The organism is Labilithrix luteola, from assembly GCF_001263205.1.
Classification (GTDB): domain Bacteria; phylum Myxococcota_A; class Polyangia; order Polyangiales; family Polyangiaceae; genus Labilithrix; species Labilithrix luteola.
This window is the reverse complement of record NZ_CP012333.1, coordinates 3549237-3571467: the sequence shown is the minus strand read 5'-3', so window position 1 is coordinate 3571467 and position 22231 is coordinate 3549237. Positions and strand designations below refer to the sequence as shown.

Here is a 22231-nt window from a genome sequence, read left to right as displayed (position 1 = left end):
TCGAGACGATGAAGAAGGTCTGGCTTTGGATGTGTGTCGTCGCGCTCTCGATGAGCGCGATGGTCCTCGTCGGATGTGGTCACACCGACGAAGAGATGGCTGCGAAGCAGCGCGAGATCGACAAGCTGTCCGCGGACTTGAAGGCGGCGAAGGCGCAGATCGCCGACGACCAGGCCAAGTTCAGCGAGGCGCAGAACTCGATCGACAAGATGAAGGAGCAGCTCAAGGCTGCGGGCCTCAACCTCGACAAGTCGAAGGAAGACACCGCCCGCCTCCAGCAGGCGCTCTCCGAGTACAAGCAGCGCGCCGACCAGCTCGCGGTCATCGAGCAGCGCTTCCGCGAGCTGCGCTCGAAGCTCGACAAGCTCAATCAGATCGGCGTCAAGGTGGTTCCGCGTAACAACCGCCTCGTCATCCAGCTCCCGGGCGACATCCTCTTCGACTCGGGCAAGGACGACCTCAAGGGCACCGGTAAGGACGTCCTCGCGCAGGTCGCTGAAGTCATTCGCGGCGACAAGGACCTCATGAACCGCTACTTCCTCGTCGCCGGGCACACCGACAACGTGAAGTACCCGGTGGGCGGCGCCTTCAAGGACAACTGGGGCCTCTCGCTCGCGCGCGCGCGCCAGGTCCTCATCTTCCTCGTCGGCGAGAACAAGGGTGACGCGAAGGGTGCGAAGGCCACGGGCGGCGGTCTCAACCCCGCGCGTTGGGCGGCGGCTGGTTACGGCGAGACCGACCCCGTTGCGGGCACGGTGGCGCAGCAGTCGGACGACGACCGCAAGAAGAACCGCCGCGTCGAGCTCGTCGTTCAGCCGAACGTCGAAGAGATGCTCAACCTGAACAACATCCGCTGAGCTCGCGCGCCTCAGGCGCGTGAAGAGCAACAAGACGTCGAGGGCCTCGGACACCATGTGTCGGGGCTCTCGCTCTTTTGTGGCGACTTTTTGGCCACCGCAGCCAACGCGCCGGCTACGACAGAGCTCCGGCCTCCGTTCTTCTGAGGAAGAGATGGGGCGCCCAACGTCATCGAGGAGAATCGAGCATGCGCGTCGCGACCATCGATATCGGAACGAACACGGTCCTTTTGCTCGTCGCCGAGAAGAGCGCTGGGGGTGAGCTCGTTCCCGTCGAGGAGCACGCCACGATCACGCGGCTCGGTCAGGGCGTCGACAAGACGAAGAAGCTCGCGCACGAGGCCATCGAGCGCACGAATGCTTGCCTCGACCAGTACGCTGCCATCGTTCACCGATTGGGTGCCGAGCGGGTAGCCGTCGTCGGAACGAGCGCCATGCGTGACGCAGGTGGGGGCGAAGCCGTCCGCGCCCACGTCAAAGAGCGCTTCGGAGTCGAGGCGAGAACGATCTCGGGTCAGGAAGAGGCTCGCCTGACGTTCGAAGGTGCGCTGAGCGGCCTGCCCGATCCTGGAGCGAGCCCCGTCATCGTGTTCGACATCGGAGGAGGCAGCACAGAGGTCGTCCACGGGCGACGCGACACCGGCGAGCTCTCCTTCGTCCACAGCTTCGACGTCGGTAGCGTCAGGCTCACCGAGCGCCTCGTCTCCGGCGATCCTCCGTCGAAAGACGAGCGCGATGCCGTGCTCGCGGCCGCTCGAGACGCCTTCCGCGCGGTCCCTGCACTCGACACGGGCACGCCGCCCATCGGCATCGCAGGAACGATGACCACGCTCGCAGCCGTGTATCTCCGCATGGAGACGTACGACGCCAAGCGCGTTCATGGCCTGACGATGACGGTTCCCGCGCTCGAGCAGGTCATCACCGAGCTCTCCTGCGTGACGCTTGCCGAGCGCCAGCGCATGCCGGGCCTCGAGCCGAAGCGCGCCGACGTCATCATTGCCGGCGGTCTGATCGCACTCGCTTTCCTCCAGCACGTGGGTGCCCGTGAGGTTCGGATCTCCGACCGCGGCGTACGATGGGGCTTGGCCGAAGAGCTCACGAAGACCGCACGCTGACGCTCGCTGCAGAGGCCCCCGCCACGTGGGCCGCAAACTCCAGCAAACGCTGAGCAATCACGAAGATGAGAAACCCGGAGCTCTCTCTTCATTAAAGGAGAGAGCGGCCACGACTTAGGTGTGCCTTGCACGAGTGTTCGTCACACGCGTGTCGTTTTCGGCCGATTTCAGCTTGCAGATCCCCCAATCTCCTACACACTCCTACTAGGTTGGCGGGGCGTGTGTCTTGAGGGCGAACTCGAAGGAGCTATCCCTCAGAATCTCGAGGATTTTCATCAATTCGAGCGCTCGCTCCGTCGCACGGAGAGCTCCGGGAGAACGCGTCTCGGTGAAAGGGCAGAGGTCTCTCGGCGCTCTCAAACCACAAACTATTTGACAAGAGCGGGGGTCTGGAATTAGAGTACGCCCGCCTGAAGTTATGACCTGCGGTTGGCGGACCGCGCCCCTGTGTTACCTCAGTACACAGCCGCTATCCAGATCAGGCTCACTTCGGGAATATTCGAAGGCGCGAAACGTTGCTGAGACTCTAACAGAGTCTCGGTCTTGTAAGCGAGCGAGTGTGCCATTGCACTCGCGCTGCTTGTTACGTTTGGACTCTCGGCAGAGCTTGCCGGTCTCGTTCTCGGATCTTTCTCATCAAAGAATCGTTCGAAAGCGAAGCAGGCGGCGTTGCTTATCGCAGTGGCCTTCTAGGTGAGGCGTTTCGTGTGCACTCTGCATGCGAACGGGTCCGGGCCCTCCGGCAGACCGAACAAATAGAAGCGGTTGGTTGGAACGAGCACCAGGACGAATTCGACGCGAAGGAGACGCTATGCAGGCTGGAACGGACATCAAGTTCAAGGTTGGTGACAAGGCTGTCTACCCCGCACAGGGCGTGGCTGAGGTCATCAAGATCGAGGAGAAGGACATCGCCGGCAACCGCCAGCGGTTCTACGTTCTCCGCATCCTCGACACCGACCGCAAGATCATGGTTCCGGTCTCGAATGCCAGCGCCGTTGGTCTCCGTCAGGTCATCAGCGAGCAGGAGATCCGCGAGATCTTCGACATTCTGAAGGAACGCACGATCGCGTTCGACAACCAGACCTGGAACCGTCGCTATCGCGGGTTCATGGACAAGATCAAGACGGGCTCGATTTACGACGTGGCCGAGGTGCTGCGCGATCTCTACCGTCTCAAGACCGACAAGCAGCTCTCGTTCGGCGAGCGCCGCATGCTCGATACGGCTCGCACGCTCATCGTGAAGGAAATCGCGATTGCCCGCGAGCAGACCGAAGAGCAAGTGAAGACGGAGATCGAGTCGATCTTCATCAGCAACTGATTCGGCAAAACGCGCGCGAAGCATCGAGGATTCGCGCGCATCTCGATCCGTCGAGAACCGAAGAAAGAACGAAGAAACGCGCGCCGGCAATCTCGCCAGCGCGCGTTTTCGCATTTCGAAATTCCTCTTCGAAAATCCGAACTTCGAAGTTCGATGTCAGTCCGAGTCGAGCAACCCGAAGTCCCACGTCTCGTCCGGTTCGCGGAGTCCGGCGACGGCCGACTCGACGCGACGGAGAAGCTCCGATGGGGCCGAGAGCATCGCGGGACGAACGCCCACGGAAACGCGGCCCGGCCAGTGCCACACGCGCGCGGCAGTGACGCCTTCCACGCCGTAGACGAGCTCGAGAGTTCGCCGGATGCGTGGAGGCAGTGGCGGGGGAGGAGTCGTGACGGCTTCGGGAATCGCGGGGCGGGTCATGATGCGAGTCCCTAACGCTAACGCGGAATCGCGAACCTTCAAGGGAGCCCCCGCTAGAGCCCGGTCGATTCGGCAGTCACTTGAGGTTGGCGAGCAGAGACGTGGTGACTTCGTCTTCCCGGAGCGCGCGTTCGGCTCCGTGATCCTGAATGAACTTCGACGCGCGGGAGGGATCGACCGGCACCAGGTCGGGCCCCATCGGCCCGGTCACGTCGCCCCCGATCATGAAGCGAAGGCTGCTGCCCTCACGCCATTGCCGGTCGTAATAGTCCTGAACTCGCAGCGTTTTTGCGGGGGAAACGCCACTTCGCCACGATTGGAAGGCGCAGCGCGGGGTGTCGAAGGAGGTGACTTTTCCATCCTCCGAAATGAGCTCGGTGCGCCAGGCGCTCGTCGGGTCGATGCGCATGCCGCAGTTCTTGCAGCGCTCCTCGCGCTTGCACGCAAAGGAGAGTGAAGCGCCGAGAATGGCGCTGGCGGCGGAGAGAACGAAGGAGCGTCGGTTCATTCGCAGGGACTCGTCAAACGACCTGTTTCAGTGGAAGAGCGAGGCGCCGCCGCTGACCACGAAGTAGCGTGCGACGGGAAGTGCGCCGAGGGCGAAGGCAAGTGCCCAGGCGAATGCGCCGCGGCGGAGCTTCTCGCGCGCGAAGGGGAAAAGAGCGTCCGTTGCGGCTGAGGTTCGCGAGAGGAGCGCGCTGACGCCCGCCCCCACCGCCCAGACGGCAGCCAAAAACAGCGCACCGAAGAGCGGATAACCAATCGCAAAAACGTCGCTCCGCAAGAGACAGAACGGGCAAACGTGATGCGGAACCTCGAAGGCATGTGGCGCCACTTCGAGCACCGAAGCGGCGAGCGCGACAGGCAACGTGAGAAGCGAAATGCCTCCCGCGAGGGCAATACGGCCTTTCGTCGGCACCTTCGCCGCGAGAAGAGCGACGGCCGCGGAGGCGACCGTTCCGACGATGGCCAGGACCGTCGCCAGAATGCGTGGGCCAGACGCGAACCCCTCGCCCGCCGCCGCCACCGGATCGAGCTGCACGGAGCAGCACGATGCGACCACCGTGAGGTCGAGCTTGCCGAGGAAGGTCGACGACAGGGCGAGGTCGACGATCGAAAGCGGAAACATCGCCAGCGTCAGGAGCGAAAGCGGGCGAGCCAGATCGAGGGCTCGGACGCGCCCGTCGAACGCGTAGATCTGGGCAAGCACGCCACCGGCGAGGGCCGCAATGCCGGTCACGGCGAGCGAACGGAAGCCCCACTCGTTGGCCCCGAAGACACCATAGGCGCACATCGCGCCGCGAACGCCGCGACTCATTCGATCCGCACCAAGCACGCTGAGCACGAGCGCGAGCACTTGGATGACCGCGCCGACGCGCACGAACGTCGAGGCCAGCTCGATGCGCTTCTCGAGTGCAAGCTGGCCCTCGGTAGCCCGCCGCACGTCGAAGTGGCGAAGGACCTTCTGGGCCGTCATGGCCCCTCGCCCGAACAGGACGCACGCCACGACGCCGGCCACGAGGCGCAAAAGCACCCACGGCTCGAGGAGATTCACGGCGTGCCCCGGCGAAACATCGGCCTCAAGACTGGGGCTTCACGCGCCCCCCGGCAAGGTCGAGAACACGGGTGACGCCCTTACTGTTGGTCACGCGGGCGTCGTGGGTCGCGACCAGAACGGCTCGACCGTCGCGCGCAACGGCAGAGAGCTCTGCTGCAATCGTCGTCGCGCGCTCGTCGTCGAGGTGGGCCGTCGGCTCGTCCAGCACCAGAAGCGCGGGATCGTTGATGAGCGCCCGCGCGAGCGCCACGCGCTGGCGTTCGCCGCCGGACAAGCTGCGTGCTCGACCGTGGGCAACACTCGTCAGCCCGAACCGTTCAAGCAAAGCGTCGGCCCGGACCTCGTCCGCTTTGCGAACGCCGTCCGGTACGCACGGCAGAAGTACGTTGTCGCGCGCCGTCAGCCCATCGACGAGCTGGAGATCCTGGAAAACGAAGCCCACTTTCCGCCGTCGAATCTCGGCGCGATGTCCCTCGCGAAGCCGCGAGGTCGCCTCCCCGTCGATGTGGACCTCTCCGCTCGTCGGGGAAAGCATGGCCCCCACGATGGCAAGCAGCGTCGTCTTACCGCTGCCGCTCGGGCCGCGAACGATCACGAGCTCGCCGCGGGCAAGATCGAAGGAGACCCCGTCGAGGATCGTGCGTTTCTCGTGACCGTCCCAGATGCGTTTGACGACATCCGTGACGCTCAGCGCTTTGACCGAAGGAGCGGCGGCTGCCAGAGAGGACACGCGCGCGATTGTGCCAACGTGAGCCACGAACCGGCAAGCTGTCGTGGATCGAGGAGGTCCGACAAGCATTTCCTTTGGAGTTTCTTGCTGGCATCGGCAATGCTTCCATCCAGCCCCGGTCTTCGATGAGCTCGCGTCGCGTTTTCCTACTGTCCGTGTGCCTCGCCGCCTTCGTCGGCGTGCAGGCGTGTGCGACGGACGGAGAGCTCAATCCGCAACCGCTGCCGCCCGGCGGAGGCGACAAGAACGGAGGCAGTGGCGACTTCGGTGCCGATCCGTCGTCGCCAGGCGCGTCGGTAGACGCAGGGACAGCCACCGGGGAACCCGCCGACGCCGAAGCGGACTGCCCTGACGCGGGCCAGACGCTCGATACCGACGGTGGCGAAGAGGCCGGTCCCCTCGTCGATCCCGACGCCTCCTGCGGAGACGGCGGCTGATGCGTCGCTTTTGGCTCATCGCGCTGGCCACCTTGCTGGTACTCGCCAGCGCGGCGGCCTGCGACTTGAACCCTCAGCCTTTGCCACCCATTGACGGCAACGGCACCACGACGGGCCCCTCCGGCGGCGAGAACGGGCTTCCGCCGCCGACGACGATGGAGGACTCGGGGGCCCCTACTTCCAGCGATAGCGGCGTCGAGGGGCCGAGCAACGACGACGCTGGCGATGCGGGTTCGGACGCGGGCGACGCCGACGTCGACGCGGGTGACGACGGCGGCATCACCGACGACGACGACGCCGGCTGAACGCGGGTCAGCGCTCGCCTCGACGACGATGACGCCGGCTGAACGGCGGTCAGCGCTTGCCGGCGGGCGTCTGCACGTACTCTTCGAGCACGTTCGCGGTGATGTCCGCGAGCAGACCGTCGGTCACGCGAAGGCGCCGCGAGAGGTCGCGCGCAAGGTTCAGCACGATCAGCGAGTACGACTTGAGGTCGTGCCGGTAGAGCGCGTCCATCTCCTCGGTCGAGATCTTCAGAAGGCGCGCTGCACCAAGGGCGCGCACGGTCGCCGATCGCGGCTGCATGTCGATGATCGACATCTCGCCAAAGCTGTCGTTCGGACCAAGGATCGCCACGCGCGTCTCGCGTCCGCGACGGCTGCGCTTGAGGACTTCCATCTCGCCGTCGAGCACCACGTACATCTCGCGCGCCGGATCGCCCTCGCGGAAGATCGTGTCCCCCGGCATGACGCGCTGGACGGTTAGCGTGGCCACGAGGTGATCGAGAAACTCGTCCGAAAGCGCACCGAAAAGACCGACCTCTCGCAGCTGCGCGATGGTCACCCCGGGCTCGTCTCGTCGCGGCGGTTTGACGGAAGACATCGTGTTCACAGACATCGCGCCGAACGAGGCCGGTGTCCAGCGCGAGAGCATCGATCTGCCACGCGATCCGGCCAATTTCGGCGCCGAGCGGTCACAGGGAACCCTGGCGCTACGTCAGGGACACACGCCGTATTCGATCCCGTCGATCTTGACCGCGGTCCCGAAGCCGCTGCAGGTTTTGCCTGAACCGCAATCCGACTTGCCGACCTGACACCAGCGCCGGCACGTATTCGTCGTGGTGCCACCCGAGGTGACCGTGGTGCAGACCAGTCCCGGCCCGCAATCGTCCGTCGCCGAGCAGCTTTGATGGTCAGCACGGGTGCCACCCTTCTGACAGTCGGTCGAACCGTCGTCGCCGACGACACAGACGCCCGTGCCCGCGGCCGTCGAACCGCCACACGCGGTCGCGTCGCGTGGATCACACTTCACCGAGCAGACTTGGAAGTTCGGAATGGGCGCAGCGTTCGTGCCTTTGACCTGGAAGCAGGTCCCCGTCTTCGCTTCGGTGCAGGTGGCGCCCGCATTCCCGCAAAGGGCATGACACGTTCCGAAGACACACGACGTCCCACGCACGCAGCCCGCCGTCGAAGTGCACGGTGAGCCCATCGGGGCTCGCCCGGCGGCAATGCAGCGGACGGCTCCCGAGAGATCGGCGACGTCACACGTTTCGTTGGCTGCGCACCCGCATTGAGGGAACAGGCCGCATGCCGCACCCGGCGTGAGGTCCGCGCAGGGCACGACCGCCGGTCCGGCGTCCGATTCGGTGTTCACCGGTTCGTCTTGCGAGCTCTTCGACGGCGCGGCCTGCTGCGGCTGTTCGCTGGGAGTCGCGCCGGCGTCGGGGTCCTCGAACGGGGCACGATCGCTCGACGAGCAGGCCGACACCCCGACGAGCACGGCGCTGATCACGGTCGCGGCGCTGGTCACGCTCGTGGCGCGACTGGCGCTCGTGAGAAACGCTCTCGACAACGCGACCAACCCAAAACCGACTCGTGATCGCGACGACATCATGCGAGCCGCGAAATTTGTAGCACCATCACGTGGTGCCCGGCACGGCTCTGGGCGATCCGGAGCGGCGAGAGACGAACGCGGGACTCCTACAAAGTCCCTGTCGGGATGGAGTCTCGCTCGTCTTCCGCGAGCGAGCGGTCAGTTCGGTGCCGGACCGAGGTCACGCGTGAAGACGATGCGACGGCGTCCAGGCCCCGCGTAGTCTTCGACCTCGGTCGCGGTCCACCCCACCGCTTGGTGGAAGCGAATCGACCCGTCGTTGCCGGTCGTCGTGATGGCTTTCATCCGCTCACAGCCGGCCGAACGGCAGCGCTCCGTGAACTGTTCGTAAAGCAGCCGGCCGACGCCCTTGCGCCGGTAGTCCGGATGGATGCCCACGAGGTGCACGTAGCCCGTCTTCGGGGCTTTGGAATGAACGAACCCCAGCAAAAACCCGATGAGACGGCCCTCATCCTCGACCACGAGCGCGTGATCGCCCAGCTCGTAGAAGAAGATCGGATGAGCAAAGGTGCTGATTGGGCCGCCCCACCATCGGTCGATGACCTCGACGATTTGGTCGAAGTCGGCCTTGGTGATCTTGCGGGTCTGCATCTCAACGCCAAGCCTTCCGCAGAAGCAGTTGGAGCGCAACCCCTCACAGCGGCCCCAGCGCCATCCACGGCCACCCGCCCACCGCCTCGCGCGAGCCCCGTGTGGTAAGAGCAGGGCGCGGCCTGCAAGCCCGAACCTGTGCCATGACTCAAACGACCAAAGAGCCTCGTATTCTCATCGCCCCCTCGATCCTCTCGGCGGACTTCGTCCGGCTCGCGGAGGAGATTGCCGCTGTGGAGAAAGCGGGTGCGGACTGGTTGCACGTCGACGTGATGGACGGCCGCTTCGTCCCGAACATCACGATCGGACCGCCCGTCGTCAAAGCCATCCGCAAGGTCACGAAGCTTCCGCTCGACGTGCATCTCATGATCGTCGAGCCCGAGCGCTACGTCGAAGACTTCGCCGCAGCGGGCGCCGACACGATCACCGTCCACGTCGAAGCGAGCGTTCACTTGCATCGCACGCTCTGCCACATCCGTTCGCTCGGAAAGCGGGCCGGCGTGACGTTGAACCCCGGCACCAACGAGGACACCATCAAGTACGTGATGGACGTCGTCGATCAGGTCCTCGTGATGAGCGTGAACCCCGGCTTCGGCGGGCAATCGTTCATCCGCGAGGTGCTGCCGAAGGTGCGCGCGATTCGTTCGATGATCGACGCCACGGGGCGCGACATCGACCTCGAAATCGACGGCGGAATCACGCCGGACACCGCGCCGGAAGCGATTGCCGCAGGAGCTCGCGTTCTCGTCGCCGGCAACGCCGTCTTCAACACGAAGGATTACGCAGGAGCGATCGCCAAGCTCCGCGCCGCGGGTGAGCGCGCGTGACGGTCCGGAAGGTGGGCGGCATCGCCGCGATTCTCGGCCTCCTGTCGTGCTCCGGCTCGCCCACCCCGAGCGCCGCCGAACCGGTGCAAGCTCCCGTCGCCGCCGCAACCAAAGACGCGTCGGCACCGACTACGAACGAGAACTCGAGCGCAACCAAGCCGAATCTGCCCTCGCTCGAATCGAAGGATTCGAAGGCCGTCGCGAAGACGCTCGTGAAGGTGAGTGAGCTCCGAGGCGTGGCTGCGGTGCGCAGCGTGCCGGGCGTCAAACTCGATCGCAACGAGCTCGTCGCCGCCGTCAAAGAGAAGGCGCTTCGCGAATACCCGCCCGAGGCTTTGCGTCGTGAGGGACAGACCCTCCAGCTCATGGGCTTCGCGCCCGCGAGCTTCGACTACCTCGGCGAGATGATGAAGCTCCTCGAGGCCCAGCTCGAGGGCTTCTACGAGCCCAAGAACGGAACCATGTATCTTGCAGCCGATCTGCACGGTCCCGAAGCGCAAGCAACGCTCGCGCACGAGCTCGTGCATGCGCTCCAAGATCAGCGCTGGGACCTCAAATCCCGCTCGGTGTACAAGCCGGGCCGAGGCGACGAGACCATGGCCACGGCGTGCCTGGCCGAGGGCGACGCGACGAGCCTCATGCTGGACTTCTTGATGAAGCCGCAGAAGAGCGCGCTCGACATGCCGGACAACGCGCTCCAAGAGCTCATGAGGAGCGGCGTGAACACCGGTGACGTGAAAACGGTCCCGCACATCCTCCGGACGTCGCTCCTCGCGCCGTACGTCGAAGGGCTCGGGTTCATCCACGGCCTGCGCCGCAAGGGTGGATGGGCCCTCGTCGACAAGGCCTGGGAGAAGGTGCCGACCACCACCGAGCAGATCCTCCACCTCGACAAGTGGGAAGCCGCCGAACCCGCCCTCTCCGTCGTGGCACCGCCTGGGCGCACGCTGGGTGAGGGATGGACGATGAACGACGAAGACACCTTCGGCGAGCTCGGCCTGGCGCTCACCTTCGCCGAGTGGATGGACACGTCGGACGCGCGGATCGCAGCCTCCGGTTGGGGCGGCGATCGAACGTCCACGTGGACCAAGGGCGACGAAATCGCCTACGCCGTCCACCTTCGCTACGACCCGGCGACGGACAAGGCCAAGGGCCAAAGCGACGCACGCTACGCCGAGCGGGCGATGAGCAAGATCCTCCCGGCATTGAAGAAGAAGCTCGGCAATCCCAGCTTTGCGGATGCGAGCTCGATCTGCTTCGACCGCAAAGAGACGGGCCCGCTTCTCTTCGCGCGCAAAGACCGCGACGTCGTCCTGCTCGCCGGCCCTGCCAAAGCGTCGGGCGCCAACTGGTCGTCGACCGCGACGTGCGCGACGGCCAAGACCTGGGCAACCGAAGTTCTGAAGTAGCCTCTCGCTGACACAACTTCGAACGCACCGCGGCCGACAAGGCCGGCATGCGTATCGACGGCATCCGCAGCGAACGAATCCGTGACGAAGAGCTCGAGCGACCGGCAGCGTCGAGGCCCGAACCTCGACGCGCCGAGCTTCTCGCGCGAAACGCCAGCACGCCGCACCACGACGCGTTCTACGCGAGCCTTCGCGAGAGCGCGCGTGCCGCCGATCCTGGCCAGCGCCCGAGCGACACGACGGCCGCGCGCCGCCTCGACGAGGTGCGAGACGCGTATGCGGGTCCTTATCTCGTGGATGGCCAACAGGTGGCGGCGCCGCCGATGTTCCGCATGAACGGCGGAGCCAACCAAGCCTCGATGGAGCGCCACGCCAGCGAGCTCGACGCCCTCGCGGCGGGGGCACACGTGAGTGGCTTCAAGGTGCGTATGGGAATCGCCAGCCCCGACGAGCTCGTCAAGGTGACCCAAGCCCTCATCAATGCCGGCAAGCTACCGCCCGGCTCGGGTGACGTGGCTTCGAGGATCCGTCAGATGCAGTGGGAATGGGGGATCGGCGTCGACTGCGCGAACTACACGCGCACGGCCCTGCTCGCCGCAACGGGCGCCACGTCGAAGCAGCTGCACATCGGAGAGGCGGGGTTCGAAGCGTTCCGCGGTCTCGATCGCAACAAAGCCTTCACCAAGGTTTCTCCTGCCGAAGTGCGCCCTGGCGACATCGTGACGCTCGACCCGAAGCCGCCGGAGGTCTGGGGTCACAACGTCATCGTCCGCAGCCGCGACGTCGTCGGTCCGACGATGGCGAACCGCTTCGCCGAGCGTTACGGCGACGAGGCTCGCAGCTTCATGAGCGGCCCCGGCCCGGTTCACGTCATCGCGGTCGACTCGTCGTGGGGAGCCGGCCCGCACGGTGCCAGCTACGGAGGCTACCGGCGCGACACCTGGTTCTACGACGAGAGCACGTCACGCTGGGGCTACGTCGATCGTCAGGTCTCCCCGCCCAAGTTCCAGACGGCCGACGACGGCCCCGCCGACACGGATCGTTTCCACGGAGCCTACCGGCCGCGTGCGAGTTGACTTGCCGAGTGACTAGGAAGCGCCGCCGCGCTCGAGCAGCTCGCCGACATAGCGACGAATGGCCTGAGCGGCCTCGTCGGTCGGCTCGACGACCTCGACGCCGACGAGCTCGCCGGCCTTCCATCGAACGTCGACACGCAGGTCGTGATCGCCATAGCGGTCGAGCGAGAGGCGCAGATCCAGACGCGAGCCCGTGGCGACGGTCGCCAAACGAGACGAGCTCAAAGCGAGACCAGAGGCACTGACGTCGACGACGTCGATGGCTTCACGAACCGGCCCATCGGAGGCGAGCACGGCGCGGGCAGGCAACTCGGGCGTGGGCTTCACGCGTACATGACGACGGCGCTCGGCGGAACTCATGGGGGAACTCCTACTGTGCCCTATCTCGAATGTTCGAGTCCACGAGCATGGCGAGCTTCGCCAGCTCAACCGCGACCTCCGAATTAAATTGTGCACAACTCAATTGCGCGCAACGTTTCAGTTGCTACCTTCGAGGCATGGGCGAAGACAGCCTGCTCCTCGACAACCAGGTCTGCTTCGCGCTCTACGCCGCGTCACGAGCGATGACCGCGGCCTATCAACCGCTGCTCGAACCTCTCGGCCTTACCTACCCGCAGTACCTGGTGCTTCTCGTTCTCTGGGAGACAGATGGCATCCGTGTGTCACAGATCGGTGAGCGCCTACATCTCGACTCGGGCACGCTCACGCCGCTGCTGAAGCGCCTCGAAACGCAGGGCGTCATCGAACGGCGGCGCAGCGCGGGGGACGAGCGTGTCGTCGAAGTCCACCTCACCGCCGCTGGAAAACGGCTCCGAAAGGCGGCAGCGGAGATCCCCAAGGCCCTGCTCTGCAAGACCGGGGGGCCGGCGGAAGACTTGGTGCGCCTTCAGAAGACGGTCCGAAAACTCACGCAGAACCTTCTCGATTCACGAAAGGAATCCAATCCATGAACGTGCTCTACACGGCGGTCGCAACGGCAACGGCAGGACGAGACGGCAAGGTCTCGAGCGACGACGGACAGCTCGATCTCGCGCTCGCCGTCCCCAAGGGACTCGGCGGGCCGGGCGGCGCGGGCACGAACCCCGAGCAGCTCTTCGCGGCAGGCTATGCCGCTTGTTTCGGCAGCGCGCTGAAGCTCGTCGCGAGCCAGCAGAAGATCGTGACGGGCCCGGTTCACATCACCGCGAAGGTCTCGATCGGCAAGGGAGACTCGGGCTTTGGCCTCGCCGTGGAGCTCGAAGGCAAGATGCCCGAGATCGGCAAGGAGCAAGCGCTCGAGCTCATGCACGCGGCGCACGGCGTTTGCCCGTATTCGAACGCCACGCGAGGCAACGTCGAGGTGAAGCTCTCCGTCGCCTGAGTCAGCGACCTTCGTTGGCCGCGTCGCGAACCATCGCGAGACCAACGTACGCGGCGAGCGTCTGGATGTTGAAACGCTCGCCGGGGAAACGGCGCTCCTTCACGACGGTGCCCTTCGCGGTCGCGACGGCGAGGTAGACGAGCCCGACGGGTTTTGCGTCGGTACCACCTGTCGGCCCAGCGACGCCGGTGATGGATAGTGCAACGTCGGAGCCCGCAACGCGACGCGCGCCTTCCGCCATTCGACACGCCACTTCGGGGCTCACGGCTCCGTGGCCGCGAAGCACCTCTTCGTCGACACCGAGAACCGTCTGCTTGGCGGAGTTGGCGTAGGTCACCGCGTCGAGAAGCAGGTAGTCGCTCGCGCCTGGTTCCTTCGTGAGCATGTGGCCAACGAGCCCGCCCGTGCACGACTCGGCGATCGCGAGCGTGAGGCCGCGCGTGCGGAGTGCACGGCCCACCACGCCTGCAAACGTGTCGTCGCCGTCGCCGTAGATCACGTCCGCAAGGCGCGTTTTCACCTCGGCGGCGGCGCGCTCGGCGAGATCACGAGCGGCATCTTCGGTGGACTTCTTGTCCGCTCCGAGCGCCGCTCGCGCGAGAACCTTCACTTCGATCTCGGGGAAGTGCGCGCGATAGCCGATCGTGACGCCGGGGAACGCTTCCTCGACGCCCGCGAGCCGCTCGCCCACGACGCTCTCGGGGAGGCCGAAGGTTCGGAAGTGGATCTGATGGCTCACCTTCTGCGCGAGATCACGGATGCGCGGAACGACCTGCTCTTCGTACATCCGCTTCATCTCGCGCGGCACGCCCGGCATGAAGAACGCACGCGTGCCGTTCAAGGTCACCCCAAAGCCCGGCGCGGTGCCGATCGGATTCGCGAGAATGGCGGCGCCCGCAGGGAAATCGGCCTGCTTGGCGTTGGAATCGCTCATCGTGCGACCGAACTTCTCCAGACGACGCCGAATGAGCTCGAGCGATGCCTCGTCACGTTCGAGGCCGACGCCGAGCGCCGAGGCGACGGCGACGGTGGTGAGGTCGTCGGTCGTCGGACCAAGACCGCCCGTGCACACGATCACCGGAACCAACCGCGAGAGACGCTCGACCGTCGCGACGATCCGTTCCTTCTCGTCGTCGACGACCGCTTGCTCGATCACCTCGAAACCAAGGTCGGTCAGCGCCGCCGAGAGCCACGAGGCGTTCGTGTTGACGAGCTCGCCGCGTGTGAGCTCGGTCCCGATCGAAAGAACGGCGCATGTCATGGGATGGATCAGCGTACAGCAACGTCGTAGGCGCAACGGAAACCTATCGACGGCGAACGGATGTCTTCGGCGACCTCGCTCCGCCTCCAGGTCCTGAGGTCGGTGGCGAGAGCGCTGTCGTAAGCCCCGCCTCGAACCACAGCCGTTCGTGCGTCCTTCTCGGACTCCACCCATTCGGCCACGTTTCCAGCCAGATCGTGAATGCCCGAGGGCGTGGCGCCATCCGCGTGCGCCCCCACGGTGTCCGGTCCGACCGCGCCCGTCCCGCACGGTCCGGTCGTCAGACCCCAAGCTCCACGACGGCAAACCGCGCCGGTGTCACCCCATGGGTAGCGTCGGGGCTTGTCGCCGGCGGCCGCCACGATCCACTCGTCCTCGGTCGGAAGGCGACCGCCTTTGGCCTTGCAGTAGGCTCGAGCTTCGGCGCGTGAGACGTCGGAGGCCGCGCGCGCCGGGTCGACCTTTTCGAAGATCGCAGGGCGCGGCAGCGGGCACGTCGGGCAGAACGCATGGCCTACGGAGACCTCGAAGCGGTCCATTCGAAGCGGCCCGGCTTCGACAATGCGCGGTTTCACGCGCCCTTCGGCTTCCCAGTCCGACGGACCGATGAGCACCTTCACCGCCGGAACGTCGACGACGCTGTCGGGCGCATCGCAGCCGCGAGCCGTCGCGACGAGCGGGGCCGGACACTCGGCGACGGGACCGACAGGACAGAGCCCGTCGGCCATCGTCGAGGCGACCGCGCAGCACCGTGGGCCCGCACGGTGAAAGCCGGGACCGCACGGCTTCTCGCCCGGCGAAAGGCGCGTCGAGACGAGGCGCAACCCACCGAGCACCGCCACGACGAGGGCGGCGGCCGTGACGACTTTGACGGCTGGGCGCACGCGAGCCTGAAATCAGACGCGGGGAGCGTTCTTCACGCGCACCGTCAGCTCGCCGATGCGCTCGATGGCGATCGTGAGCTCGTTGCCGGCCGCGAGCGGACCGACGCCTTCGGGCGTTCCCGTCACGATGAGATCGCCCGGCTCGAGGGTGAACGCGTTGCTGACGTACGCGACGATGGCCGGGATGTCGAAGATCATCTGCGAGGTGCGCCCGTGCTGACGAACCTGGCCGTCGACGCGGCACTCGACGGCGAGGTCGCTCGGGTCGATGTCCGTCTCCACCCAGGGACCGACCGGACAGAACGTGTCGAAGCCCTTCGCACGCGCCCACTGACCGTCTTTCTTCTGCAGATCACGCGCGGAGACGTCACACACGCACGTGTAACCGAAGACAGCGCTCATCGCGTCTTCGCGAGAGATGCGCCGAACGCGCTTCGAGATGACGACGCCGAGCTCCGCCTCGTGATCGACGCGCTCGCTCTCCACCGGAAGCTCGATGCTCTCGCCGGGACCGATGATCGATGACGGCGGCTTGAAGAACAGCATCGGCTCCTTCGGAACTTCGTTGCCGAGCTCTTTTGCGTGGGCCGCGTAGTTGCGGCCAATGCACACGATCTTCGAGGGACGCACGGGCGCACGCAACTCGGCGGGCGACCACGGCACGGCTTCCCCTTCGGGCTTGCCACCTTCGAACGGAGAGAGCGCGCTGCCACCGATGGGACCGATGCGACGCGCAAGGTCTCCTTCGAGCGCGTAAAAAGCCGTGTTCCCGTTTTTCTCCAGCGCCGCGATCCGCATGCGCGCGACCGTAGCAGAAAGAGACGCGGCTGGACGCACGCCAGGCTTTGAATTCCAGGATGGCCGTGTCATGACCGCGCTTGCATGATCGGCATGAAAAGCCTCTTTGCCTTCGTGGTCCTCTCCCTCGCCGGAGCGCTGGGAGGATGCAGCAGCAGCGACGGCGGAGGGTCGTCGGAGAAGCCGACATCGGGAGCTGGCACGGCGGGCAAGGTTGGCTGTGAAGGCACCGCCTACACGGAGGCCCTTCCCACGTCGGACGATCTGAGCTCGCTCACCTATTCGAAGACGCAGGCGCAGCAGTACATGCTCGATGCGCTCGCCATTCGTTTCCCGCTCGGCAAGTACATCCTGGAAGGCGGTCTCTCGAGCACCCTCCCCGCGCAGCAAGGCAGCTGTTTCGATCGCTTCATCGACGACACGTCGAGCGGCCCTGCGGTCCTCAAGCAGGCGAGCACGATCGTGCACGAATGCGGCCACTTCTTCGACCTCGACAAGGGCTCGGGGAAGACCGGGGCCTACGTCCTTCGAGACGATCTCGAGTTCGCCTGCAGCGACGGCGACACCACCACGCGCAAGGGCAAGACCTTCGCCCGAAGCCTGCTCCGCAAGGATGGGTACTACGCGTCGCGACCGGCGTGCGTGAACAAGACCGCCGAGGGTTGCGACATGTACGCGGACACCTATCTCGACGGCGACCCGACCGACGCCACGTTCGAGAGCGGCGACCAGGGCTTCAACTCGGTGCTCGAGGAGGCAACGCAGTACGTCAACTCGCTCGCCAGCGCCTACGCCTTCCGCGACGCCTACGCCGGAACGCGCGCGACCGAACGCGACGGCATCCTCACGTTCCTCTGGTACATCGAGCGGTACCTGAAGATCGCGCACGAGCAATACCCGGACGCCTACGAGGTGTTGAGCTCGGAGTGCTGGCGCCAGGCGATCCTGAGCGTCTGGGATCGCGGCTGGTTCTACCTGAACGCGAGCAACGACGTGTCCGCCCTCGGCATCGACGACGCAGCCCTCGAAACGCTCGTCAGCGACGCGGCGCTCGTGGCCGAGATCGACGCCCTACGAAGCATGGAGTGCAAGTGACCACCCGAACCATCAAGCTCGCGTTTTCACCCGACAGCGACGACATCTTCATGTTCTGGCCTTTGCTGAACGGCAAGGTCGACAGCGAAGGGCTGACCTTCACCGCCGAGCGCGCAGACACGGAGACGCTCAACGAGCGCGCCGAGCATGGCGGCGCCGACGTCATTGCGGTTTCCGTCGCCCAGTACGCGCGCGTCGCGAAGGAACATCTCCTTCTCCCACACGGCATGTCCGTCGGACGCGGCTATGGGCCCGTACTGGTCTCGCTCGGGCAGCGTTCCCTCGAGTCGCTCAAGGGCAAGCGCATCGGCGTGCCGGGCCTGCGGACCACGGCGTACATGGTGCTGCGCGTGCTGCTCGGCGAGTTCGAGCCGGTCGTCGTGCCGATCGCGCCGTATTCACGTTCGTTCGAGGCGCTCAAGAACGGCGAGGTGGAAGCGGCTCTGCTCATCCACGAAGGCCGGCTCTTTTACGAGCGTGAGGGCACGCAGAAGGTCATCGACATCGGCGAAGAGTGGAGCCGCGTCACGTCGGGACTTCCCCTTCCGCTCGGCGGCAACGCGATTCGTCGCGCGCTCGGGCCCGAGCTCGTCGAACAGGTCTCGCGGATCTGCCGAACGTCGATCCGTTGGGCGCTCGAACACAAAGACGAAGTGGCCAAGGCGCTCCTCGCCGCCGAGACGCGCAGCGACGTCGGGCTCGATGCGGCTTCGCTCGATCGCTACCTCGAGATGTACGCGAACGCGGACACGCTCGACGCCCCCGAAGACGTTCGCCGTGCGCTCGACGAGCTCTTCACGCGCGGACGCGCCGCAGGGCTTTTGCCCGACGGCGCGCGCGCAGAGCTCGCTCCCTGAAGGGCGAGCGGGAAGTTCTCAGCCGGCGTCGGCGGGAAGCGCCGTCGTCCTCGGTGAGGGCGGAGGCGACGGCGGAGTCACGAGAGGGTCGTCCGTGACCGTGGGCTTCGGCGACGGAGTGGACGTCCTCACGCACGAGAGCGTCTCGGTCTGGCTGCCAGCGGTCGACGTGATGGTGAATTGATTGGCGTTGCCGGACCACGAGCCCACGGACTTGCCCTTGTCGAGGACCTGGCCGCTGCACGTGAGGGATCCATCCTTCTCTTCGCCGACGACCGTGCATTGGCCGTTGACGTTCGGGTTGAACGAGACCGTCTGCGAGACCGATTTGCCATTCACCGATATCGTGCAGACGTAGGAGTTGCCGCAGGGGCACGAGCCACTGCCGGGCGCGGGCTCCTGGTTGCTCTGGGTGGGCGCATTGAAGTCACCGGGATGATCTTCCCAGTTCGACCCCGTTGATTCGGTTCCGAACGTTCCCGAACCGCACGCGACGGCGGCGGGGAGGAGCGTGACGAGACCCAGTACGACGTGAAGGAAACTCTTGCTGCGCATGACGCCTCGACCTGTGATTTCGCTACTGCTTCGTACAGTCGTACGTGGTGGTCGTCCCTGACTCGTCGAGCGTGACGAGAAGCTCGCCGCTCGACGCGGTCCAACTTCCGGAGACGCTTCCATCCAAGGACGTCACGCGGCCATCGCACGTCAGCGATGCGGTGCCTCTCTCGGCGATGGCGCAGGTGTTGTTGCTCGCGGGCCCGATGGTGAACGTCTGCTGCAGGGGGGGCTCACCGGCCTGACCACTCACGAACCCCTGACAGGAATACGTAGCGCCGCAAACGCTGCAGGCCCCCTTGGTCGTGCCACTGGTACCGCTCGATCCCGCATCGAGGACAGGCTTGCTGTTCGTGGAGCCGCTGCTGCCACTCGAGCCTGCGCTCGGCGCCACGTCGACGCTGCTGCCGCTCGAGGTGCGCGGCGGGTTGCTCGCCTGCTGTCCGTTCCGCGGCCGCTGCTGATTGCTCTCGCTCGGCGGAGTGAAGTCGCCGGGGTGGCCTTCGTACGCTTGTTCGTACGAGTACGTTCCGACCGATCCCGATCCACACGCCACGAGGCTCGCGACGAGTCCACTCGCGAAGACGATGCTCAGGCTCTTTCGCATGATGATCTCTACGAGAAAGGGGCCGGGACGGGACCTTGCGAAAGATCCCGCCCAGCCAAGAACGGTAGCTCGTCGAGCTGCTTCGAGCGAACCGCTCGCGCCTCTCAGGGGAAGTAGTAGAGCGCCGAGATGTTGTTCACGAACAGCGCCCAGGGATCGCTCTGAACGCTCGTTCCGAGCGCCGTCGTCGTATCCGAGGCCTTGGCCGTGCCGCCGGGCAAGTCCTGCGAGCGCGACGTGTGGTCGGTGCGGAGGAATGCGCCGATGGTCGCCTGGAGAGCGAGCTGCGGGATGCCGATGAAGCCGAAGTGGACTTCCGCACCGGCGCGCGCACCCACGTCGAGGTGGAAGCCATTGTGCGAGATGTCGTTCGCGTTCGGAACCGCTTCGCTCGAGTGCGCGAAGGCGACGTTGATCTCCGGAACGATGAGGAACTTGTAGTGCTTCTGGTGCGCGAGAGCGATCGGCACGCCACCGTGGAGGGCGAGACCGAAGACGCCGGCCTTGTCCCTGGTCGTCGTCACGTTGGCTGCCGTCGTCTCCGTCGAGCCGCCCGTGAGACCGAGACCGGCGCCGAAATCGATACCGATCTTCTCGTTGAGCCAGTAACGAGCGCCGATGACCGGCGCCGACACGCCCGCGGGCACGCCGTCGAGCGGGATGCTCGTGAAGCCGAGGTAGCCGACCGCGAAGTGACCAACGGCGTACTTCTCGTGATCCGACATGGCGTCGTCCGCCGGGTCGACGCGTGCGGCCGAAGCCGGCGCGGCAGCCGGCGCGGCGGCGGGGGCTGCCACGGCCGGCGGCGGAAGCTGCGCGCCACCACTGACGGAGCCCGACACGCCTGCACCGGCGGCACCCTGGTTGTCCTGCGCCAACGCCGCAGGCGCCATCAGCGCCAGCGCGATACCCACCGCAAACGACAGTGCAGACCTCATCACGTATCGCCTCCTCGAAAAAAAATCTGCGGCAACGCGGTGCACGAAAAGACGGCTCGCTCGCTGCTGGGCTAGGAGGCCACGGCACCCTCGAAACGGCCAAATTTGCGGCGCAATTCGGCAGTTAGCCTGACGCGGGGCGCCATACCGCACGGTCGTTTGCTCTTGAACAAAGTCCCCGTAGAGTGTGCCCGCCCGCGCGCAGGCCTGCCTGATTCGCAGAGGCTGCGGGTACTTTCGGTCTGCATAGTTACGCGGAAAGGTCGTCTTCGATGAGGTTCGCTTGGCTCGGCGCGGGGGCGCTTTCGTTGGTTCTCGCAGCAGGGTGTTCGTCGACGGACCCGGCGCCCAAAGAGGGCAAGGCCTCCGCGGTCTCCCAGGCGATTCAAGGTGGCACGCTGGACTCGGCGCACCCGTTCGCGGTCGGCGTCTGCATCGGCGGCAGCGGCCCCGGGCAGTGCCAGGGATTCTGCTCCGGCGCGCTCATCGCGCCGAACGTCGTCGTGACGGCGCGCCATTGCGTCAACAAGACGGAGCAGACCATCGATTGCAGCAAGAACCCGACCTTCGGTGATCTGGAAGCCCGCACCTTCTCCGTCACGACGAACGCGTCGATGTGGAGCGGCTCCACCGGTTGGCACCAAGTCATGGACCACGCCGTCCCCGACGACGACCACATCTGCGGCCACGACATCGCGCTCCTCATTCTCGACGATGTGATCGAGGAGACCGAGGCCAAGCCCATCGTCCCCGGCGTGCAGTATCCGATGTGGAAGTCGATCTATTCTCACTCGTTCACCGCCGTCGGCTACGGCGTGACGAGCCCCCAGGGGCCCGGCGTCGGCCAGCGGCGCATCAAGCGGGGCATTCCGGTGCTCTGCGTTCCCGGCTCGCCGAAGGCCGATTGCGGCGGCGTGATCAACGACAACGAGTTCATCGGCGGCGACGGCACGTGCAGCGGCGACAGCGGTTCGAGCGCCTACGACGACAACACGTTCTCCAAGGCCGACGGCAACGGTGCCTTGTCGTTCGGCGTGCTCTCGCGCGGCGGCGAGGAGAACGGCCAGTGCGTAGGCTCGATCTACACGCGCCTCGACGCGTACCGCGATCTCATCATCAACACGGTGAAGCAGGCCTCGAACAACTGGAAGCTCTACCCCGAACCCGCCTGGACGGCGCCGGCTCCCCCGGAGGCGGACGCGGGCGCAAAAGACAGCGGAGCGCCCCCGACTCCGGCGCCAAAAAGCTTCGGCGATGACTGCACGGACGGCAGCGAGTGCGAGAGCGCGGTCTGCGCGACGGACAGCAACGACAAGAGCACCTGTTCGACGGCGTGTGACGCGACGGACGCGACGAGCTGTCCCGACGGGTACGTGTGCGAGAGCGACGTGTGCCTCCCGAAGAAGGCGGAAGCGTCGAAGCCGCAGACAACCACCACGACCACGTCGGGTTGCGCGGTGGCGAGCACTGGACAGACGCGCACCTCGTGGGCCGGCGCCGAGCTCGGCCTCATGGTCGCGCTCGGGCTTCTCGCCGTGCGTCGGCGCAGCAACTCCTCGGAATCACGCGATAGCTGAAGAGCGCAGGTGGCTCGGGCGACGGTGCGGAACCGCCCTTTCGCCCGAGGATTCACGAGAGAAACGCT

General features: G+C 65.8%; 27 protein-coding genes. 13 read left to right on the top strand and 14 right to left on the bottom strand.

Translation table 11 applies throughout. The annotated features are described in order from the left end of the window. The first annotated feature begins 8 nt into the window (after positions 1-8). The 3 genes from AKJ09_RS15960 to AKJ09_RS15950 all read left to right on the top strand — a co-directional run bounded on the left by AKJ09_RS15960 (position 9) and on the right by AKJ09_RS15950 (position 3290). The gene (locus AKJ09_RS15960; protein ID WP_240488493.1) at positions 9-857 is read left to right on the top strand and encodes an OmpA/MotB family protein; all 849 of its coding nucleotides are present in this window, start codon (positions 9-11) and stop codon (positions 855-857) included. A gap of 188 nt (positions 858-1045) precedes the next feature. After that, positions 1046-1972 carry a Ppx/GppA phosphatase family protein gene (locus AKJ09_RS15955; RefSeq protein WP_146648061.1) on the top strand — a complete coding sequence of 309 codons (927 nt, stop codon included), beginning with the start codon at positions 1046-1048 and terminating at the stop codon, positions 1970-1972. Positions 1973-2783: 811 nt separating this feature from the next. Further along, positions 2784-3290: a CarD family transcriptional regulator gene (locus AKJ09_RS15950; protein WP_146648060.1), complete on the top strand. Its 507-nt coding sequence runs from the start codon at positions 2784-2786 to the stop codon at positions 3288-3290. 156 nt (positions 3291-3446) lie between these two features. Here the strand turns inward: AKJ09_RS15950 and AKJ09_RS15945 are convergent, their stop codons facing one another. From AKJ09_RS15945 to AKJ09_RS15930, 4 genes are all read right to left on the bottom strand, one after another. Next, positions 3447-3710, bottom strand: coding sequence for a hypothetical protein (locus AKJ09_RS15945; RefSeq protein WP_146648059.1), 264 nt, complete (start codon positions 3708-3710; stop codon positions 3447-3449). Positions 3711-3786: 76 nt separating this feature from the next. Further along, positions 3787-4218, bottom strand: a complete 432-nt coding sequence (locus tag AKJ09_RS15940) for a nitrous oxide reductase accessory protein NosL (RefSeq protein ID WP_146648058.1) — start codon at positions 4216-4218, stop codon at positions 3787-3789. Positions 4219-4245: 27 nt separating this feature from the next. Further along, positions 4246-5265: a hypothetical protein gene (locus tag AKJ09_RS15935; protein ID WP_146648057.1), complete on the bottom strand. Its 1020-nt coding sequence runs from the start codon at positions 5263-5265 to the stop codon at positions 4246-4248. Positions 5266-5290: 25 nt separating this feature from the next. Beyond that, positions 5291-5998, bottom strand: a complete 708-nt coding sequence (locus AKJ09_RS15930) for an ABC transporter ATP-binding protein (RefSeq protein ID WP_169927570.1) — start codon at positions 5996-5998, stop codon at positions 5291-5293. A gap of 125 nt (positions 5999-6123) precedes the next feature. Between AKJ09_RS15930 and AKJ09_RS15925 the strand changes: the two genes are divergently transcribed. After that, entirely contained in the window at positions 6124-6435 is a 312-nt protein-coding gene (locus AKJ09_RS15925; RefSeq protein WP_146648055.1) for a hypothetical protein, read from the top strand. Continuing rightward, positions 6435-6740, top strand: a complete 306-nt coding sequence (locus tag AKJ09_RS54280) for a hypothetical protein (RefSeq protein WP_205633716.1) — start codon at positions 6435-6437, stop codon at positions 6738-6740. The genes AKJ09_RS15925 and AKJ09_RS54280 overlap by 1 nt, the downstream gene beginning before the upstream one ends. 49 nt (positions 6741-6789) lie before the next feature. Here the strand turns inward: AKJ09_RS54280 and AKJ09_RS15915 are convergent, their stop codons facing one another. From AKJ09_RS15915 to AKJ09_RS15905, 3 genes are all read right to left on the bottom strand, one after another. Further along, complete coding sequence (locus tag AKJ09_RS15915; protein ID WP_146648054.1) at positions 6790-7317, bottom strand: cyclic nucleotide-binding domain-containing protein; 528 nt, start codon at positions 7315-7317, stop codon at positions 6790-6792. Positions 7318-7431: 114 nt separating this feature from the next. Continuing rightward, the gene (locus AKJ09_RS15910) at positions 7432-8286 is read right to left on the bottom strand and encodes a hypothetical protein (protein ID WP_146648053.1); all 855 of its coding nucleotides are present in this window, start codon (positions 8284-8286) and stop codon (positions 7432-7434) included. 180 nt (positions 8287-8466) lie between these two features. Beyond that, positions 8467-8919, bottom strand: a complete 453-nt coding sequence (locus tag AKJ09_RS15905; RefSeq protein WP_146648052.1) for a GNAT family N-acetyltransferase — start codon at positions 8917-8919, stop codon at positions 8467-8469. A 143-nt stretch (positions 8920-9062) separates the two neighbouring features. Here AKJ09_RS15905 and rpe point away from each other — a divergent pair, with 143 nt between their 5' ends. Genes rpe through AKJ09_RS15890 form a run of 3 tightly spaced genes read left to right on the top strand, consistent with a single transcriptional unit; the run spans position 9063 to position 12231 of the window. Beyond that, positions 9063-9746, top strand: coding sequence for a ribulose-phosphate 3-epimerase (gene rpe, locus AKJ09_RS15900; RefSeq protein WP_146648051.1), 684 nt, complete (start codon positions 9063-9065; stop codon positions 9744-9746). After that, positions 9743-11155 (top strand): hypothetical protein, encoded by a 1413-nt coding sequence (locus tag AKJ09_RS15895; RefSeq protein ID WP_146648050.1) that lies wholly within the window; start codon positions 9743-9745, stop codon positions 11153-11155. Before rpe ends, AKJ09_RS15895 begins: the two co-directional genes overlap by 4 nt. 47 nt (positions 11156-11202) lie before the next feature. Then, a complete protein-coding gene (locus AKJ09_RS15890) occupies positions 11203-12231 on the top strand; it encodes a hypothetical protein (RefSeq protein WP_146648049.1) in 1029 nt (342 codons plus the stop codon). Between the two features lie 12 nt (positions 12232-12243). Here the strand turns inward: AKJ09_RS15890 and AKJ09_RS15885 are convergent, their stop codons facing one another. Then, positions 12244-12591 (bottom strand): PilZ domain-containing protein, encoded by a 348-nt coding sequence (locus AKJ09_RS15885; RefSeq protein ID WP_146648048.1) that lies wholly within the window; start codon positions 12589-12591, stop codon positions 12244-12246. 137 nt (positions 12592-12728) lie between these two features. On the opposite strand from AKJ09_RS15885, the gene AKJ09_RS15880 reads away from it, so the two are divergent. Both AKJ09_RS15880 and AKJ09_RS15875 read left to right on the top strand, forming a co-directional pair. After that, positions 12729-13181, top strand: a complete 453-nt coding sequence (locus AKJ09_RS15880) for a MarR family winged helix-turn-helix transcriptional regulator (RefSeq protein ID WP_146648047.1) — start codon at positions 12729-12731, stop codon at positions 13179-13181. Then, a complete protein-coding gene (locus tag AKJ09_RS15875; protein WP_146648046.1) occupies positions 13178-13591 on the top strand; it encodes an organic hydroperoxide resistance protein in 414 nt (137 codons plus the stop codon). Before AKJ09_RS15880 ends, AKJ09_RS15875 begins: the two co-directional genes overlap by 4 nt. Position 13592: 1 nt before the next feature. Here the strand turns inward: AKJ09_RS15875 and AKJ09_RS15870 are convergent, their stop codons facing one another. From AKJ09_RS15870 to AKJ09_RS15860, 3 genes are read right to left on the bottom strand one after another with little or no spacing between them, the layout of a single operon-like run. After that, on the bottom strand, positions 13593-14852 hold the full coding sequence (locus AKJ09_RS15870) for a competence/damage-inducible protein A (RefSeq protein WP_146648045.1): 1260 nt from the start codon (positions 14850-14852) through the stop codon (positions 13593-13595). 8 nt (positions 14853-14860) lie between these two features. Beyond that, the gene (locus tag AKJ09_RS15865; RefSeq protein ID WP_146648044.1) at positions 14861-15736 is read right to left on the bottom strand and encodes a formylglycine-generating enzyme family protein; all 876 of its coding nucleotides are present in this window, start codon (positions 15734-15736) and stop codon (positions 14861-14863) included. Positions 15737-15748: 12 nt separating this feature from the next. Next, complete coding sequence (locus AKJ09_RS15860) at positions 15749-16534, bottom strand: fumarylacetoacetate hydrolase family protein (protein WP_146648043.1); 786 nt, start codon at positions 16532-16534, stop codon at positions 15749-15751. A gap of 93 nt (positions 16535-16627) precedes the next feature. On the opposite strand from AKJ09_RS15860, the gene AKJ09_RS52985 reads away from it, so the two are divergent. Both AKJ09_RS52985 and AKJ09_RS52980 read left to right on the top strand, forming a co-directional pair. Continuing rightward, entirely contained in the window at positions 16628-17629 is a 1002-nt protein-coding gene (locus AKJ09_RS52985) for a hypothetical protein (protein WP_169927568.1), read from the top strand. Further along, complete coding sequence (locus AKJ09_RS52980; RefSeq protein ID WP_169927567.1) at positions 17626-18486, top strand: menaquinone biosynthesis family protein; 861 nt, start codon at positions 17626-17628, stop codon at positions 18484-18486. Before AKJ09_RS52985 ends, AKJ09_RS52980 begins: the two co-directional genes overlap by 4 nt. 18 nt (positions 18487-18504) lie before the next feature. Here AKJ09_RS52980 and AKJ09_RS15850 read toward each other — a convergent pair whose 3' ends face one another. The 3 genes from AKJ09_RS15850 to AKJ09_RS15840 all read right to left on the bottom strand — a co-directional run bounded on the left by AKJ09_RS15850 (position 18505) and on the right by AKJ09_RS15840 (position 20589). Then, positions 18505-19041, bottom strand: coding sequence for a hypothetical protein (locus tag AKJ09_RS15850; RefSeq protein WP_146648041.1), 537 nt, complete (start codon positions 19039-19041; stop codon positions 18505-18507). 22 nt (positions 19042-19063) lie between these two features. Beyond that, the gene (locus tag AKJ09_RS15845; protein WP_146648040.1) at positions 19064-19648 is read right to left on the bottom strand and encodes a hypothetical protein; all 585 of its coding nucleotides are present in this window, start codon (positions 19646-19648) and stop codon (positions 19064-19066) included. Positions 19649-19752: 104 nt separating this feature from the next. Then, entirely contained in the window at positions 19753-20589 is an 837-nt protein-coding gene (locus AKJ09_RS15840; protein WP_146648039.1) for a hypothetical protein, read from the bottom strand. Between the two features lie 269 nt (positions 20590-20858). Between AKJ09_RS15840 and AKJ09_RS15835 the strand changes: the two genes are divergently transcribed. Continuing rightward, complete coding sequence (locus tag AKJ09_RS15835; RefSeq protein WP_146648038.1) at positions 20859-22163, top strand: S1 family peptidase; 1305 nt, start codon at positions 20859-20861, stop codon at positions 22161-22163. Positions 22164-22231 lie beyond the last annotated feature (68 nt).

Excerpts from the sequence above, each read along its gene's own strand:
- AKJ09_RS15960 (WP_240488493.1), top strand. The coding sequence starts at position 9 with ATGAAGAAGGTCTGGCTTTGGATGTGTGTCGTCGCGCTCTCGATGAGC.
- AKJ09_RS15955 (WP_146648061.1), top strand. The coding sequence starts at position 1,046 with ATGCGCGTCGCGACCATCGATATCGGAACGAACACGGTCCTTTTGCTC.
- AKJ09_RS15950 (WP_146648060.1), top strand. The coding sequence starts at position 2,784 with ATGCAGGCTGGAACGGACATCAAGTTCAAGGTTGGTGACAAGGCTGTC.
- AKJ09_RS15945 (WP_146648059.1), bottom strand. The coding sequence starts at position 3,710 with ATGACCCGCCCCGCGATTCCCGAAGCCGTCACGACTCCTCCCCCGCCA.
- AKJ09_RS15940 (WP_146648058.1), bottom strand. The coding sequence starts at position 4,218 with ATGAACCGACGCTCCTTCGTTCTCTCCGCCGCCAGCGCCATTCTCGGC.
- AKJ09_RS15925 (WP_146648055.1), top strand. The coding sequence starts at position 6,124 with ATGAGCTCGCGTCGCGTTTTCCTACTGTCCGTGTGCCTCGCCGCCTTC.
- AKJ09_RS54280 (WP_205633716.1), top strand. The coding sequence starts at position 6,435 with ATGCGTCGCTTTTGGCTCATCGCGCTGGCCACCTTGCTGGTACTCGCC.
- AKJ09_RS15915 (WP_146648054.1), bottom strand. The coding sequence starts at position 7,317 with ATGTCTTCCGTCAAACCGCCGCGACGAGACGAGCCCGGGGTGACCATC.
- AKJ09_RS15905 (WP_146648052.1), bottom strand. The coding sequence starts at position 8,919 with ATGCAGACCCGCAAGATCACCAAGGCCGACTTCGACCAAATCGTCGAG.
- rpe (WP_146648051.1), top strand. The coding sequence starts at position 9,063 with ATGACTCAAACGACCAAAGAGCCTCGTATTCTCATCGCCCCCTCGATC.
- AKJ09_RS15890 (WP_146648049.1), top strand. The coding sequence starts at position 11,203 with ATGCGTATCGACGGCATCCGCAGCGAACGAATCCGTGACGAAGAGCTC.
- AKJ09_RS15885 (WP_146648048.1), bottom strand. The coding sequence starts at position 12,591 with ATGAGTTCCGCCGAGCGCCGTCGTCATGTACGCGTGAAGCCCACGCCC.
- AKJ09_RS15880 (WP_146648047.1), top strand. The coding sequence starts at position 12,729 with ATGGGCGAAGACAGCCTGCTCCTCGACAACCAGGTCTGCTTCGCGCTC.
- AKJ09_RS15875 (WP_146648046.1), top strand. The coding sequence starts at position 13,178 with ATGAACGTGCTCTACACGGCGGTCGCAACGGCAACGGCAGGACGAGAC.
- AKJ09_RS15870 (WP_146648045.1), bottom strand. The coding sequence starts at position 14,852 with ATGACATGCGCCGTTCTTTCGATCGGGACCGAGCTCACACGCGGCGAG.
- AKJ09_RS15860 (WP_146648043.1), bottom strand. The coding sequence starts at position 16,534 with ATGCGGATCGCGGCGCTGGAGAAAAACGGGAACACGGCTTTTTACGCG.
- AKJ09_RS52985 (WP_169927568.1), top strand. The coding sequence starts at position 16,628 with ATGAAAAGCCTCTTTGCCTTCGTGGTCCTCTCCCTCGCCGGAGCGCTG.
- AKJ09_RS15850 (WP_146648041.1), bottom strand. The coding sequence starts at position 19,041 with ATGCGCAGCAAGAGTTTCCTTCACGTCGTACTGGGTCTCGTCACGCTC.
- AKJ09_RS15845 (WP_146648040.1), bottom strand. The coding sequence starts at position 19,648 with ATGCGAAAGAGCCTGAGCATCGTCTTCGCGAGTGGACTCGTCGCGAGC.
- AKJ09_RS15835 (WP_146648038.1), top strand. The coding sequence starts at position 20,859 with ATGAGGTTCGCTTGGCTCGGCGCGGGGGCGCTTTCGTTGGTTCTCGCA.